Below are 15,350 nucleotides of genomic sequence, written 5' to 3'. Positions count from 1 at the left end.
ATGGGCGGGAGTGGGCGGAAAGGTGACTGTGTCTGTCCGTGCCGACCATCGATCGAAGCCCTGTTCACGCGTAACTATGACCAATGTGTCGATTGCGGCCCGCCTGTCCGTCAGCGGGTGGTAAGGGGCCGCCTGCGGCAAGCGGCAGGGGGCCCGGTTAGGCTCCGGCCTCATGGACGTACTCATCCATCTCTTCGTCGGCCTGCACATCATCGGCATCGCCTCGCTCCTGGGCGGCTTCCTCACCCAGATGAAGCAGATGGGCCAGGGCAGCGCCCGCTTCAGCCCCGCGATGCTCCACGGCGCGCTGACCATGCTCGTCACCGGAGTGGTCCTGGTGGGCCTCAACCAGGCGGACGACAACGCCGTCAACAACCTCAAGATCGGCATCAAGATGGCCGTGCTGATCGTGATCCTCGCGCTGGTCTACGTGAAGCGGGACGAGGAGAAGGTCGACAAGGGTGTCTTCGGCGCGGTGGGGCTGCTGACCACGGCGAACATCTTCATCGCCGTTCTGTGGACCTGATCCCCGCTGACGGCCCTCTACGCGCGCGCGGCCCGCACTCTCCCGGGAGAGTGCGGGCCACGCGCGCGTAGAGGGCCGTTTCGCATAGAGGGCCGTCAGCGGATGCTTCTCGTGGTTACGCCGGGCGCACCACGCTGTGGAGCGGCATGGAGTAGATCGACTCGACGCGTACGTTGGCGCCCGGCTTCGGGGCGTGGATCATCTTGCCGTCGCCGATGTAGATCCCCACGTGGCTGATGTCGTCGTAGAAGAAGACCAGGTCGCCGGGGGCGGCATCGGCGGTCTTCACGGTGGTGCCGACCTTCACCTGGTCCCACGTGGTGCGCGGCAGGGAGATCCCCGCGGCCTTCCAGGCGTCCTGGGTGAGCCCGGAGCAGTCGTAGGAGTCGGGTCCCGTGGCGCCCCAGACGTACGGCTTGCCGATCTGGGCCTCGGCGAAGCCGATGACCTTCGCGGCCTTCGTGGCGTAGCCGCCCTCCGCGCTGCCGGAACCAGTACCAGTACCGGAACCGGAGCCCGAGCCGGACCCGGCACCCGAACCCGAGCCGGACCCGGCACCCGAACCCGAGCCGGTGTCCGGCCCGGAGGAGCCCTGGCCCCCTCCCCGCTCCTGCTCCCGCTCCCTCTGCGCCGCCTCTTCCGCCTTGCGCTTGCGCTCCGCCTCCGCGGCCTGCTCGCGGGCCAGATCCTCGGCCTTGCGCTTGGCCTCCCGCTCCTTCCTCCGCTCGATCGCGGCGAGCCGCGCCCTCTCCTCGGCGGTCAGCCGCGACAGCAGTCCGCGCGCCTCACCCAGCTTCCTCTGGACGGCCCGCTTGCTCGCCCTGAGGTCGTCCCGGGACTCGCTCAGCGTCTTGAGGCTCTTCGCCGCCTTCGTACGCTGCTTCGTCGCCGTCGCCTGCTCCGCCCGGTACTCGTCGACGGCCTTCTTCTGCCGCGAGGTCAGCCGGTCCGCCAGGTGGTTCTGGTCGAAGTAGCCCTGAGGGTCGTTGGCGAGCATCATCGTGGCGGTCTCGGACGCGGTGCCGGTGCGGTACTGCGCGGCGGCGAAGGAGCCCAGCTCCTGGCGCGCCTCGTTCAGCCTGTCCGCGCGCCTGGCCACGCCGTCGAGCAGACGGTCGACCTTCTTGCGCTGCTTCTCGGTCTTCTCCTTGGCCGAGTTGTACCTCTGCGTGGCCACGCCCGCCTGGCGGTAGAGGTCGTCGACCTTCTTCTTCACCTCGTCGAGGCTGGGTTCCACCGGCGCGGAGGGCGCTGTCGGCGCGGAGGGTGCTGCCTGCGCGCTCTGCGACAGGAGCGCCACGGACGTGAGGGCGGCCGTGGTGATACCGACGGCGGGGGTGGTGCGTATGCCGGCTGACCGGCCCCGCGGCTTGCGGTGCGACGCCAAGGGAGGCGACTCCTTCCGTACACCGCCTACCGGGTTAGCTGTCGGGTTCGGGCGGGTGGTCCGGAAGGTTGCCCTACGGTCCCGTACGAAGTACGGGACCGATTCACCCCAAGTTTTCGGTGGGTCCCCGGTTCCGAACACGTCGGACTCGGCGGGGGCCACCCGTTCCCGGCGGGGTTCGCCGGTGGGGGGACGTGCGGCCCGCGGAGCACGCTAACCAACTTGTGAGGCACGTGTGAAGGATGATGTTCGATATGACCGATACATTTTCGTGACTCTACGAGCGTCAGGGCGTAGGCCCGCAGCGGAGTGGCGGAGCGTGACCGGGCGCGGCCGCGGCGTGAACAGCCCCGGGGTGGCCGGAACCCGGGGCGGGTTGTCAGTGGGGCCGCCTAGACTCGGGAGGCGATGAGCAGCCTCTTTGATGACAGCTTCCTGGCGGACATGCGGCCTTCCGGGGCCGCGGACGAAGAACCCCCGCCGCCGCCCGAGGACAGCGCTCCGGAACCGGTTCCGGACGACTTGTTCAGCGGGAAGTTCGACGTGCCCATGACCCGGGACTCGCACTACCGCGACGGAGCCCCGCGCCCGGTCATCGACCCGGCCACGCTCCTGGAGGGGCTGAACGAGAACCAGCGCGCGGCCGTCGTGCACGCGGGCTCCCCGCTGCTCATCGTCGCCGGCGCCGGCTCCGGCAAGACCCGCGTACTGACCCACCGCATCGCGTACCTCCTCGCCGAGCGCGGTGTCCACCCCGGCCAGATCCTCGCGATCACGTTCACGAACAAGGCCGCGGGCGAGATGAAGGAGCGCGTCGAGCAGCTCGTCGGCCCCCGGGCCAACGCGATGTGGGTCTCGACCTTCCACAGCGCCTGCGTGCGCATCCTGCGCCGCGAGTACAAGAAGCTGGGCTTCACGTCCTCCTTCTCGATCTACGACGCCGCGGACTCCAAGCGGCTGATGGCCCTGGTCTGCCGCGACCTGGACCTCGACCCGAAGAAGTTCCCCCCGAAGTCCTTCAGCGCCAAGATCTCGAACCTGAAGAACGAGCTGATCGACGAGGAGGACTTCGCCGCCCAGGCCGCCGACGGTTTTGAGAAGACCCTCGCCGAGGCCTACGCCATGTACCAGTCCCGCCTGCGCGAGGCGAACGCGCTGGACTTCGACGACCTGATCATGACGACGGTCCACCTCCTGCGCGCCTTCCCGGACGTCGCCGAGCACTACCGCCGCCGCTTCCGGCACGTCATGGTCGACGAGTACCAGGACACGAACCACGCCCAGTACGCCCTGGTGCGCGAGCTGGTCGGCCCCTCCGGAGGCGAGGGCGACGACCCCGCGGAGCTGTGCGTGGTGGGTGACGCGGACCAGTCGATCTACGCCTTCCGCGGCGCCACCATCCGCAACATCCTCCAGTTCGAGGAGGACTACACCGACGCGACCACGATCCTCCTGGAGCAGAACTACCGCTCCACGCAGACGATCCTGACCGCCGCGAACGCGGTCATCGAGCGGAACGAAAGCCGCCGCCCGAAGAACCTGTGGACCAACCAGGGCGCGGGCGCCCGTATCACCGGGTACGTGGCCGACACCGAGCACGACGAGGCGCAGTTCGTCGCCGACGAGATCGACCGCCTCACGGACGCGGGCGACGCGAAGGCCGGCGACGTCGCGATCTTCTACCGTACGAACGCCCAGTCCCGCGTCTTCGAAGAGATCTTCATCCGCGTCGGCCTGCCCTACAAGGTCGTCGGCGGCGTCCGCTTCTACGAGCGGAAGGAGGTCCGCGATGTGCTGGCCTACCTGCGCGTTCTCGCCAACCCCGAGGACGCGGTGCCGCTGCGGCGCATCCTCAACGTCCCCAAGAGGGGCATCGGCGACCGCGCCGAGGCGATGATCGACGCGCTCTCGCAGCGCGAGAAGATCTCCTTCCCGCAAGCGCTGCGCCGCGTCGACGAGGCGTACGGCATGGCGGCCCGCTCCACCAACGCCGTCAAGCGGTTCAACACGCTCATGGAAGAGCTGCGCACCGTCGTCGAGTCCGGCGCGGGCCCGGCCGTCGTCCTGGAGGCCGTCCTCGAACGGACCGGCTACCTCGCCGAGTTGCAGGCCTCCACCGACCCGCAGGACGAGACCCGCATCGAGAACCTCCAGGAACTCGCCGCCGTGGCACTGGAGTTCGAGCAGGAGTACGCCCAGGCCCAGGCGGCGCAGGCGGAGGGCGACGAGGGGCCCGCCCCGGCCGGCACCCTCTCCGACTTCCTGGAGCGCGTCGCGCTCGTCGCCGACTCCGACCAGATTCCGGATGAGGAGGACGACGGCTCCGGAGTCATCACTCTCATGACGCTGCACACCGCCAAGGGCCTCGAATTCCCCGTGGTGTTCCTGACCGGCATGGAGGACGGCGTCTTCCCGCACATGCGCTCCCTCGGCCAGGTCAAGGAGCTGGAGGAGGAGCGCCGCCTCGCCTATGTGGGCATCACGCGCGCGCGTGAGCGGCTCTACCTCACCCGGTCCTCGATGCGCAGCGCCTGGGGCCAGCCCTCGTACAACCCGCCCTCACGCTTCCTCGAAGAGATTCCGGATACCCATCTGGACTGGAAGCGGAAGGGCTCCGTCGGCGCCCCCGCCTCGTCCGGTCCCGCCGCGGGCATCGCCTCGTCGCTGTCGTCGTCGCGTTCGCGCACGGGTGGCGCGCAGGGCTTCGCCACGCGCCGCGCCTCGGAGAAGCCGGTGGTCTCGCTGGCGGTGGGGGACCGGGTCACGCACGACCAGTTCGGCCTCGGGACCGTGGTCGGGGTGAAGGGCACGGGGGCGAACGCCGAGGCGACGGTGGACTTCGGCGAGCCCAAGCCGAAGCGGCTCCTGCTGAGGTACGCGCCGGTCGAGAAGCTGTAACGCTCCGGGCGGCGCCCGGAGCCGCGCCGGGGGCGGCGGAGTTACGTCGGGTCGAGGCCGTGGCTGCGCAGCCACGGCAGCGGGTCGATCGCCGAGCCGCCGCTGGGGCGCACCTCGAAGTGCAGGTGCGGTCCGGTGGAGTTGCCGGAGTTCCCGGAGTAGGCGATGGTCTCGCCCGCCTTCACGGGACCGCTGGAGATCTTGTGCGAGGAGAGGTGGCAGTACCACGTCTCCGTGCCGTCCTTGGCGGTCACGATCGCCATGTTGCCGTAGGCGCTGTTCCACTTCGTGGTCACGGTGCCGTCGGTCGCGGCGAAGACTTCCGTGCCGTACGAGACGGGGAAGTCGATGCCGGAGTGCGCCGACATCCAGTTGACGCCGGCCTGGCCGTACTGCGCGCTCAGACCGTGCTGCTTCACCGGCAGCGCGAACTTGGGGCGCAGCCGCTCCTTGCGCGCCGCCTCCGCGGCCGCCTTCTTCTGGGCGGCGACCTTTTCGGCCTTCAGGTCGATACGTTCCTGCGTGCGGCTCGCGCGGTCCGCGAAGTCGCCCGCGTCCGCGGAGAGGTTGGCCAGCTGGGTGTCCAGCTTGCTGTTGGCGGTGGAGGGTTTCACGGACGTGGCGTCCGGTGCGGAGGCCGTCGTCTCCTTCTCGCCGTCCCCGCCGAAGCTGCCCACGGACGCGGCCGCCACCCCGGCGACGCCCATCACGCAGGCCGACGGCACGGCGACGGTGAGGAGGGCGGAGCGCTTGGCGGGGGTACGGCGCCGGGCCCTGGACCGGCCCGCACCGGATCCGCCGCTCTTGCCGCGGGCGGTACGGGGGCCGGGGGCCAAAATCCCCGAGACGGACTCGGGCTCCGCGCTCGCGTAGGGGACGTCGGTGTCGTACGGGTCCTCGGCCTCGCCGTCGTACAGGCTCTCGCTGTCGAACGGGGCCTCGCTGTCGAACGGCGCCTCGGCGGAGATCTCGTACTGCTCGGTCAGCTCGTACGGCTGCGAAGTTTCGTGCGACTCGTGAGACTCGCGTGCTTCGGGTGACTCGTGCTGCTCGTGTGTCTCGCCGGCGGAGTTCCACACCGTGGCGTCGTACGCGCCCGTGTCGAAGGTCTGCGTCTGCCATTGACCGGTCGCCGGGCCCTGGTCCCAGGAGCCGGTGTCCCACTGGCCCGTACTGTCGGGGCCCGGCTGCGACGGGATGTCGGCGAGCTGCTGATAGCCACCGGCCGACCAGACGGAGGTGGTGTCGTAGCCGCCGGTGTCGTAGGCGGCGGCGTGCTGCTGCGCGTCGTACGTGGTCGTCTGCTGCTGGGTGCTCGTCGTGGTCGCCCACTGGCCCGTGTCGTACTCGGTGCCGGGCATGTCGCCGAAGAGGGGATCGGTGGCGAAGGTACCGGTGTCGAAGCTTCCGGTGCTGATGCTGCCGGTGTCGAAACCGCCGGTGGAGTAGGTGTCGTAGCCGTAACCGCCGGGCTGGGCGCTTCGCTGGTCGTACGTCGCGTTGAGGGGGTAGTCGGCGCCGGGTGCCGAGGACTGGGGAGTCGAGCTCCCCGACGGGTGACGGTCGTTCACCAACTTCTCTTTCGCCTCGGCAGCAAGGGCGGAGCAGTGCGGCGACTGTACCCGGCGGTACGCGGGCGCGACAATCTTCGGCAGGTTTCATGGTCTCAGGAAACGGGCATTCGGCCGTCTTTCGGAGGACTGCGGGCACAGGCTTGGCCCTGCGTTCGAGCTACGTTCGATACCGGGGGCTCGCCGAGTGGGCCCCCGGTCCGGTGTTCCGCTGCGGTCAGGCGACCGTGAGCCCGTCCGGGGCTTCCTTGGCGTCGGCCCCTGGATGGGCCAGGTCGAGGGCCTGGCGTATGCCGTTCGCGACCGCCGGGTGCACGGGGAGCGCGAGGTGGCCGATTCCGGTTACGCGGACGTTCTGCGCGATCAGGTCGGGGTGGTCCACGCACGCCGTCTCCAGCGGGACCATGATCTGGTCCAGGTCGCTCCAGAAACTCACGAACTGTGTCCGGCAGTCCGGTGCGGGTTCCTTCAGCTCCTCGATCACGGCGGAGCCCGGACGCATCTGCCGCACGATCGGGTGCGCGTCCGCGAGCGGCGCGACGCGGGTGCCCCCGTGCGGTGTGCCCAGCGTGACCAGCGTGCGTACGCGTACGTCACCGCCGAGGCGCTGGGCGTAATAGCGGGCGATCAGGCCGCCCAGGCTGTGCCCGACGATGTCCACCCGATGGTGGCCCGTGCGCTCGCACAGCTCTTCGACGTGGCGGCCGAGAAGCTCGGCGGCGGTACGGATGTCGCAGGTCAGCGGGGAGTAGTTGAGGGACTCCACGCGGCGTCCGTCGTGCTGGGACAGGGTGCGGCGGAGCAGGACGAAGACCGAGCGGTTGTCTATGAAGCCGTGCAGGAGAAGGGTCGGCGGCCTGCTGTCCGGGGGGAGGCGCGGCGCGTCGGGGGGTGGCTGGACAGGGGTCGTCCTGCGCTCCTGGGCGATGCCCGAGGGGTAGAGGAGGAGATGGCCCGCGAGGATCGCCACTTCCAGCGCGGTCGCTTTCAGGAGGGCCAGGGAGAGGCGGCCCGCCATCTTCGCGGAGAGCGCGGGCAGGGAGGGGAGTGAGGGGAGTGACGACAGCGAGAGGAGTGAGGGGAGTGACGACAGCAGGGGGAGTGTGGGGGGTAATGGGAGCGTGGGGAGTGCGGCGCGTAGTGCGGGGAGCGCGGCCGGCGCGTGCGGTGCCGACCGGCCGGGGAGTCCCGGCAGCCTTGGCAGTCTCGGCCGCGGAAGGGTGAGGGTGCGAAAGGGGTGGGCTCCTGTGACTGGCTCCGGCATCGTCGACCTCCCGATCGGCGCACGGGAGGACAGCTCCGTCCCCCGTGTGCCCTAGGGGGAGTCGTGAGAAAGGAGTCGGCTGTGCGACGGCGTTCCACGCCACCGCGGTGCGGTGGCCCCATGCCCCCGTTGCGTCGCCGATGCATCGGACCACCACGCCCTGGCGGGCGCCGGTGTGGTGGTCCGGCGATCTCGTTGCGGCTCCCCTCGCGCCTGGTCCGGATGCGGGGCGCGAACCCCTGAGTGGTGGACGGCGCGCAGCGAACGTGTCCCAACGTGTGATTTCCCCCTCCCTCTCCACCGCGAAACTGCCGCTTGCGCGATGCTGGAGATAACGTTCGTTCACTTCCCCCGCCCGTGCGGTGCGGGGTATCTGTGCCTGGGCAGATGCTTGGACAGATGGATGTCGGTACGGATATCGGTACATGGAGGCAGTGATGGGTGTGGCAGCCGGGCCGATCCGCGTGGTGGTCGCCAAGCCGGGGCTCGACGGGCACGATCGCGGGGCCAAGGTGATCGCGCGGGCGCTGCGTGACGCCGGTATGGAGGTCATCTACACCGGGCTGCACCAGACGCCCGAGCAGGTGGTGGACACCGCGATCCAGGAGGACGCCGACGCGATCGGCCTCTCCATCCTGTCCGGGGCGCACAACACGCTGTTCGCGCGGGTGCTCGAGCTTTTGAAGGAGCGGGAAGCGCAGGACATCCTGGTGTTCGGCGGCGGCATCATCCCGGAGGCGGACATCGCGCCGCTGAAGGAGAAGGGCGTCGCGGAGATCTTCACGCCCGGGGCGACCACGACTTCGATCGTGGAGTGGGTGCGGGCGAACGTGCAGGAGCGTGCCGGGGCCTGATCGGGCGGGGCGCCTCTGGCGGGTGCTTCGGCGGCCTCGCGGGCGGGACGCGCGGTCACGCTCCAGGAGTCGGCGGCGGGAGTTCGTCGCGTATCGCCGCGCGGAGGCGCAGGGTCGTGACCAGGCGTTGGAACGCCTCCGACCAGTAGCTCCCCGCTCCCGGTGACGCGTCCTCCGGTTCGTCGGGTATCGCGGTGAGCGTCTCCAGGCGGACCGCTTCCGCGGGGTCGAGGCAGCGTTCCGCGAGGCCCATGACCCCGCTGAAGCTCCAGGGGTAACTGCCCGCGTCCCGCGCGATGTTCAGCGCGTCCACGACCGCCCGGCCCAGTGGTTCGGTCCAGGGGACCGCGCATACGCCCAGGAGCTGGAACGACTCGGACAGGCCGTGCGAGGCTATGAATCCGGCGACCCAGTCCGCCCGCTCCGCGGCGGGCAGCGCGGCGAGGAGCTTCGCGCGCTCGGCGAGCGACACGGCCCCCGGGCCCGCGGCGTCCGGGGCCGCGGGCATGCCGAGCAGGGCCCTTGACCAGGTCGCGTCCCGCTGCCGTACGGCCGCACGGCACCACGCGGCGTGCAGCTCGCCACGCCAGTCGTCGGCCACGGGGAGGGCCACTATCTCCGCCGGGGTGCGATGGCCGAGTCGCGTGCTCCAGGTGGCGAGCGGTGCCGCTTCCACCAACTGGCCCAGCCACCAGGACCGTTCACCCCGACCGGCGGGGGGCTTGGGGGTGACGCCGTCCCGCTCCATGGCCACGTCGCACTCGTGCGGCGCCTCGACCGTGAGGGTCGGCGTGCTCGACACGTGGTCCACGGCCACGCAGGAAGCCGCCCTGGACGCCATCCGCCCGGCCAGCGCCGATTCGGGGAGCGCGGAGAGCAGCTCCGCCGCCGTGGAGCGGACGTTGCGGCTGCGGTCGGTGAGCGCCTGCTCCAGGAACGGCTCGTCCGCGGCCGACAGGCCGGTGCGGAGCGAGTCGAGGAACATCAGGCGGTCCTCGGCCCGTTCCGTCTGCCAGGTCGTGGTGAGCAGCCGCCGGGCGGCGCCGGCGTCGTGCGCGCGGAGGGCGGCGAGCAGGGCCACCCGCTCCGCGAAGAGGCCCTCTTCCCAGAGTCGTTGGACCTCGGGTGTGTCGTCCGCGGAGGGCAGTGCCAGACCGCTGCCCGGGGTGGCGCGGAGGGCGAACTTCCAGTCCGGGTTGAGCCGGGCCAGCCACAGGGCTCTGGGGCCCGCGAACGTGAGCGCCTGGGGGCGCAGGTCCGTGCGGCCGCGAGCCGCGTCGAGGAGGGCGGGAAGCAGCTCGGGTGGTGCTCCGTACCCCCGGGCGTTGGCCAGGGCCAGCCACTGGGGGAGGAGTTCCATCAGGTCCGGGGCCGCGCCGCGTCTGCCGCCGCTGCCGGTGCCGGGATGGTCGGTGAGGAGCGTGGCGAGTCTGCGCCGGGCCGCGGGCGGCAGGGGCGGTCTGGGATCCGGCAACGCCGGCTCGGGCGGCGCGGCGGCCGGTGCCGGGCGCAGTCCCGCCCTGCGGCGGACCGTCTGCACCGCTGCCTCGTCCAGGAGCGCGACCGGTGCCTCCTTGCCGGGGGTGTGGAGGGCGGGCGGCAGCGCGCGGCGGTCGGTGCCGAGCAGGGCCGAGGTGACCAGCTCCTCCCATGGGGGGTGCGGGGTGCGCGGCTTCCCTCGGGAGGGAGGCGGAAGCGCGGCTTTCGCCGGGGGGACGGGCATCTGTTCCTCCTCGCGGTCGCGCTCGTTCTCGTGCGTGCTCTTGCGGTTGTTCTCGTGTTTGTTCGTCAGCACAGCGGCACCGTCTCTCCCGCGCCCTGGGGCCAGGCCGCCAAGGGGGTGAAGCCGCGGTGGCCGCACTCCCCGAATACCGTCAGCGGTCCGCCTCCGGACAGGGCGATCAGCCGCCAGAGGCCCTGAGCGGGGGCGGAGGACGCGATGGGGAGCGCCAGGACCCCGTCCGCGTCGGCCAATTGCCATCCGCCTTCGGCCTGGGCCGGTATGACCTCCGCGAGCGTCACCGGCCAGGACTCCAGCCACGGGTCGTCACGCAGCGCCTCGCCGTACAGGGCGGTGGCCTCGTCCGTCCGTACGCCCGGTGGCCGCTCCGCGGTGGGCGCCGGGGTCGCGAACTGTTCACCCAGGTCGGCTCGCAGCTGCCGCGCGCCCGCGTATCCGGTCAGCTCCGCGTCGAGTGCGAGGCCCACCGGCAGGGCGAGCGCGGGGGCGCGGCCCGCGGCACCGTACGAGAGGAGCAGCGCGGTGCGCCCGGAGTCCGTGCCGTGGAGCCAGATGCGGCGCGTGGTCAGTTTGCTGTCCGCCGTGTCGTACTGCGCGAGGACCAGCCACCGGTCCCGCAGTGGCGGATCCTGGGGCTGGGCGGGCAGGCCGACGCGGGAGCGGACCGTGGCGGCCAGGTCGTGCGGCAACTGCTCGCGGTGGAGCCAGCCCTGGTCGAGGAGGTGCAACAGGGCGCACTCCTCCAGGAGGCGCACCGGCCAGCCCGGCCCCGAGGAGGGTATGGCCCCCAACTCCCGGACCCGCGCGGCCAGTCCCGGCGCCTGCGCGTCGACCATGCGGGCCGCCGTCTCCTCCCACAGGCCGTACCCCGACTGCTCGGCGGACGCCGTACCGGCGCGCAGCAGGTCGGACAGGCGCTGCTCCAGCTCCATCGCCCCCGCCGTGATCCGCTCGGCCCGCTTCTCCGCTCTCCTGCGCGCCGCCTCAGCGTCCGCCGGGGCCGCGGGCCGCGCGGCCGGACTCCGCTTGCTCTCCGCTCTTTCGCGGCGGGACGCCAGCCACTCCTCCGCCCACCCAGGGGGCTCCCCGTCCGGCACCGTGCCGTCCCCGCCCGCCCAGATCAGCAGCAGCCCCAGCGCGTGCTTGCACGGGAACTTGCGGCTCGGACAACTGCACTTGTACGCCGGACCCGCCGTGTCCGCGATGTCCACGACCGTCTGATACGGCTTGCTGCCACTGCCCTTGCACAGCCCCCACACCGTCCCCTCGTCAGAACTGCCCGCCTCCGACCACGGCCCTGCGACGCCGAGTTTGCTTCCCGCCTTGCGTGACGGGACGTCAGGCGCTAGTGCCAGCACCTGATCCGCCGTCCAGCGCACCCCCTGCTGAGTCATGTCTCGAAGGTAGGTCCCACCACTGACAATCGACCCGGCACCGGATATCCGTGCAGGTCAGAGGCGCGTGGGGGTCGATTGTCAGTGGCGTGGTGCACGGTGGAGACACATCCGGGCCAGACGTGCCCGGACGAGCTGGAGGGGGATCGCTCCATGACCGTTTCCGTCGACTCGACGACGTCCGCGACCGCGAATTGGGCCGCTGCCGCGAATCCGTCCGCGTCCACCGATCCGGCCGGGACCGGGAATCCGTCCGCGACCGCCGATCCGGCCGGGGTGCTGCGGCCGCACGCCGAGCACGCCTTCGCCGCCGAACTGGCCGCGCTCGCCGGGCAGGACGACCGGCCGAGGCCGCAGCGGTGGAAGCTCTCGCCGTGGGCGGTGGCGACGTATCTGCTCGGCGGCACGCTGCCCGACGGCACCGTGATCACCCCGAAGTATGTGGGACCCCGCCGCATCGTCGAGGTCGCCGTCACCACGCTCGCCACCGACCGGGCCCTGCTGCTGCTCGGTGTGCCCGGCACCGCCAAGACCTGGGTGTCGGAGCATCTGGCCGCCGCGGTCAGCGGGGACTCGACGCTGCTCGTGCAGGGCACGGCGGGCACACCGGAGGAGGCGATCCGGTACGGGTGGAACTACGCCCAGCTCCTCGCGCACGGCCCGAGCCGCGACGCGCTCGTGCCCAGCCCCGTCATGCGGGCGATGGCCGAGGGGATGACGGCGCGTGTCGAGGAGCTGACCCGCATCCCCGCCGACGTGCAGGACACGTTGATCACGATCCTCTCGGAGAAGACCCTGCCCATCCCGGAGTTGGGCCAGGAGGTGCAGGCCCTGCGGGGCTTCAACCTCATCGCCACCGCCAACGACCGCGATCGCGGGGTCAACGACCTGTCGAGCGCCCTGCGCCGCCGCTTCAACACCGTCGTCCTGCCCCTGCCGGAGAGCGCCGAGGCCGAGGTCGACATCGTCTCCCGCCGCGTCGACCAGATCGGCCGCTCCCTCGACCTGCCCACGGGACCCGAGGGAATCGACGAGATACGCCGTGTCGTCACCGTCTTCCGCGAGTTGCGCGACGGCGTCACGGCGGACGGGCGTACGAAGGTGAAGTCACCCAGCGGCACGCTGTCGACGGCCGAGGCGATCTCCGTCGTCACCAACGGGCTGGCGTTGTCGGCCCACTTCGGAGACGGCGTCCTGCGCGCCGGGGACATCGCGGCCGGCATTCTCGGCGCGGTCGTGCGCGACCCCGCGGCGGACCGCGTGATCTGGCAGGAGTACCTGGAGACGGTCGTCCGTGAGCGTGACGGCTGGAAGGACTTCTACCGCGCGTGCCGGGAGGTGAGCGCATGACGGGGGCACGGGCGGGCGGCGCGGCCGGGGGGACGCTGCTGCTCGGGGTGCGGCACCACGGGCCCGGGTCGGCCCGTGCGGTGCGGGCCGCGCTCGACGAGGGGCGGCCCGAGGCCGTCCTCATCGAAGGGCCTCCGGAGGCCGACTCCTTGGTGCACCTCGCGGCAGACGAGGGCATGCGGCCGCCGGTCGCGCTGCTCGCGCACGTCGTGGACGAGCCGGGTCGCTCGGCTTTCTGGCCGCTCGCTGAGTTCTCCCCGGAGTGGGTGGCCATCCAGTGGGCCGTCGGGCGCGGCGTGCCGGTCCGCTTCATCGACCTGCCGGCGGCGAATTCGCTGGCACGAGCTGAGGAAGGCGGTGAAGAGGGAGGCGGTGAACCGGCCCCCGGGGACGGGGACGCCGTGCGGATCGATCCGCTCGCCGTGCTTGCCGAGACCGCCGGGTACGACGATCCCGAGCGCTGGTGGGAGGACGCCGTCGAGCACCGGGAGGGGGGCGGTGACGCGTTCGCGCCGTTCGAGGCGCTGGGCGAGGCAATGGGGGCGCTGCGCGAGACCTACGGGGACGGTGGGCACGGCCGAGACCTGGCGCGCGAAGCCCATATGCGGCTGCGCGTGCGGGCCGCGCAGAAGGAGTTCGGGCCCGACCGGGTGGCCGTGGTGTGCGGGGCCTGGCACGTGCCCGCGCTGCGGCGCAAGGTCGCCGTGGCCGCCGACCGGGCGCTGCTCAAGGGTCTTCCCAAGGTGAAGGCCGAGATGACGTGGGTGCCGTGGACGAACCGCCGACTGTCCCGCGCCAGTGGGTACGGGGCGGGCGTCTCGTCCCCCGGCTGGTACGGCCACCTGTTCGGTGCCCCGGACCGGCCGGTCGAGCGCTGGATGACGAAGGTCGCTCGGCTGCTGCGCGAGGAGGATCGGCTCGTGTCGTCCGCGCACGTCATCGAGGCTGTCCGGCTCGCCGACACGCTCGCCGCGATGCGGGGGCGGCCGCTGGCCGGACTCACCGAGACGACCGATGCGGTGCGGGCGGTGATGTGCGAGGGCTCGGACGTACCGCTCGCCCTCGTGCACGACAAGCTCGTCGTCGGGGATGTGCTGGGGGAGGTCCCGGACGCGGCCCCCGCGGTGCCGCTCCAGCGCGATCTCACCCGCCTCCAGCGCAAGCTGCGGCTGAAGCCGGACGCCCTGGAGCGGGAGCTGGAGCTGGACCTCCGCAAGGAGACGGACGCGGCCCGCAGCACGCTGCTGCACCGGCTGCGGCTCCTCGGCATCGGCTGGGGCGATCCTGTGCGGTCCCGGGGGAGCACGGGGACGTTCCGGGAGACCTGGCGGCTGCGGTGGGAGCCGGAGCTTTCCGTACGGGTCACGGAGGCCGGGGTGTGGGGGACCACGGTGCTGGGCGCGGCCACCGGAAAGGCGACGGCCGACGCGGTCGGCGCGGCGGGCCTCGCCGACGTCACAGCCCTCGCCGAGCGGTGCCTGCTGGCAGCGTTGCCGGACGCGTTGCCCGTGGTGATGCGGGTGCTCGCGGACCGGGCCGCGCTGGACGCGGACGTCGGGCACCTCGCACAGGCGTTGCCCGCGCTGGTGCGGTCGCTGCGGTACGGCGATGTGCGGGGGACGGACACGGCCGCTCTCGGCGAGGTGGCCCTCGGTCTCGCCGAACGGCTCTTCGTCGGGTTGCCGCCCGCCTGTACGGGGCTTGGCGCGGAGGCGGCTCTGGAGTTGCGGGGTCATGTCGACGCGGTTCACCAGGCGGTGGGCATGTTGGGGGAGTTGACGCCGGATGCGGGCTCCGGCGGGGCGGTTTCCCAGGGGGTGCGGGCCCGGTGGGTCTCGGTGCTGCGCGTGCTCGCGCGGCGGGAGGCCGTCGCCGGGGTCGTGCGGGGGCGTGGTGTGCGGCTGCTGCTGGACGCCGGGGAGTTGGAGGACGAGGAAGCCGCCCGCCTCATGGGCCTCGCGTTGTCCCGGGGGAGTGATCCGGCGGAGGGGGCCGCCTGGATCGAGGGGTTCGTCGGGGGCGGATCCGGCGGCGGAATGCTGCTCGTCCACGACGACCGGCTCCTCGGCCTGGTGGACGAATGGCTGAGCGGGGTGTCGGCCGACGCCTTCATCGACGTACTGCCGTTGCTGCGCCGCACGTTCTCGGAGTACGAGCCGGGGGTGCGGCGGACGCTGGGGGAACTGGTGAGACGCGGGCCGACCGGAGGCGGGGCCGCCGTGGGAGGGGATGGCCTCCCGGGTTTCGCCGAGGAGATCGACGCGGCGCGGGCGGACGCGGTCGTGGCGACGGTGCGGGCGCTGCTCGGCGAGGCGTCGGCGGGGAGGGAGGGGCTGGTGGGGGCGGTGGGGTGACGGGGATGGAG

The 15,350-nt window shown here is 71.9% G+C and carries 10 protein-coding genes and 1 riboswitch; of the genes, 5 read left to right on the top strand and 5 right to left on the bottom strand.

The window, feature by feature from the left end; all coding sequences use genetic code 11:
- The first annotated feature begins 172 nt into the window (after window positions 1-172).
- On the top strand, window positions 173-526 hold the full coding sequence (locus IG54_RS0113890; RefSeq protein ID WP_030782326.1) for a hypothetical protein: 354 nt from the start codon (window positions 173-175) through the stop codon (window positions 524-526).
- Between the two features lie 115 nt (window positions 527-641).
- On the opposite strand, the gene IG54_RS0113885 is transcribed toward IG54_RS0113890, so the two are convergent.
- Entirely contained in the window at window positions 642-1,913 is a 1,272-nt protein-coding gene (locus IG54_RS0113885; RefSeq protein ID WP_030782322.1) for a C40 family peptidase, read from the bottom strand.
- 7 nt (window positions 1,914-1,920) lie between these two features.
- Window positions 1,921-2,077: riboswitch (cyclic di-AMP (ydaO/yuaA leader) on the bottom strand.
- 244 nt (window positions 2,078-2,321) lie between these two features.
- Between IG54_RS0113885 and pcrA the strand changes: the two genes are divergently transcribed.
- Window positions 2,322-4,811: a DNA helicase PcrA gene (gene pcrA, locus IG54_RS0113880; RefSeq protein ID WP_030782318.1), complete on the top strand. Its 2,490-nt coding sequence runs from the start codon at window positions 2,322-2,324 to the stop codon at window positions 4,809-4,811.
- A 41-nt stretch (window positions 4,812-4,852) separates the two neighbouring features.
- Here pcrA and IG54_RS0113875 read toward each other — a convergent pair whose 3' ends face one another.
- Window positions 4,853-6,382 carry a M23 family metallopeptidase gene (locus tag IG54_RS0113875; protein WP_030782317.1) on the bottom strand — a complete coding sequence of 510 codons (1,530 nt, stop codon included), beginning with the start codon at window positions 6,380-6,382 and terminating at the stop codon, window positions 4,853-4,855.
- Window positions 6,383-6,599: 217 nt separating this feature from the next.
- The gene (locus IG54_RS0113870; protein ID WP_051819503.1) at window positions 6,600-7,400 is read right to left on the bottom strand and encodes a lipase family alpha/beta hydrolase; all 801 of its coding nucleotides are present in this window, start codon (window positions 7,398-7,400) and stop codon (window positions 6,600-6,602) included.
- Window positions 7,401-8,083: 683 nt separating this feature from the next.
- Here IG54_RS0113870 and IG54_RS0113865 point away from each other — a divergent pair.
- Window positions 8,084-8,500 carry a cobalamin B12-binding domain-containing protein gene (locus tag IG54_RS0113865; RefSeq protein ID WP_030782310.1) on the top strand — a complete coding sequence of 139 codons (417 nt, stop codon included), beginning with the start codon at window positions 8,084-8,086 and terminating at the stop codon, window positions 8,498-8,500.
- Window positions 8,501-8,555: 55 nt separating this feature from the next.
- Here the strand turns inward: IG54_RS0113865 and IG54_RS0113860 are convergent, their stop codons facing one another.
- Window positions 8,556-10,223, bottom strand: a complete 1,668-nt coding sequence (locus IG54_RS0113860) for a DUF5691 domain-containing protein (RefSeq protein WP_030782307.1) — start codon at window positions 10,221-10,223, stop codon at window positions 8,556-8,558.
- 65 nt (window positions 10,224-10,288) lie between these two features.
- The gene (locus IG54_RS0113855) at window positions 10,289-11,635 is read right to left on the bottom strand and encodes an SWIM zinc finger family protein (protein WP_037897081.1); all 1,347 of its coding nucleotides are present in this window, start codon (window positions 11,633-11,635) and stop codon (window positions 10,289-10,291) included.
- A gap of 153 nt (window positions 11,636-11,788) precedes the next feature.
- Here IG54_RS0113855 and IG54_RS0113850 point away from each other — a divergent pair, with 153 nt between their 5' ends.
- Both IG54_RS0113850 and IG54_RS0113845 read left to right on the top strand, forming a co-directional pair.
- A complete protein-coding gene (locus IG54_RS0113850; RefSeq protein WP_030782302.1) occupies window positions 11,789-12,985 on the top strand; it encodes an ATP-binding protein in 1,197 nt (398 codons plus the stop codon).
- Window positions 12,982-15,339 (top strand): DUF5682 family protein, encoded by a 2,358-nt coding sequence (locus IG54_RS0113845; RefSeq protein ID WP_030782299.1) that lies wholly within the window; start codon window positions 12,982-12,984, stop codon window positions 15,337-15,339. The genes IG54_RS0113850 and IG54_RS0113845 overlap by 4 nt, the downstream gene beginning before the upstream one ends.
- The last annotated feature ends 11 nt before the right edge of the window (window positions 15,340-15,350 follow it).

Origin of the sequence: Streptomyces sp. NRRL S-920 (assembly GCF_000717945.1) — a bacterium.
Taxonomy (GTDB): domain Bacteria; phylum Actinomycetota; class Actinomycetes; order Streptomycetales; family Streptomycetaceae; genus Streptomyces; species Streptomyces alboniger.
This window is presented reverse-complemented; position numbering and strand designations above follow the sequence as displayed.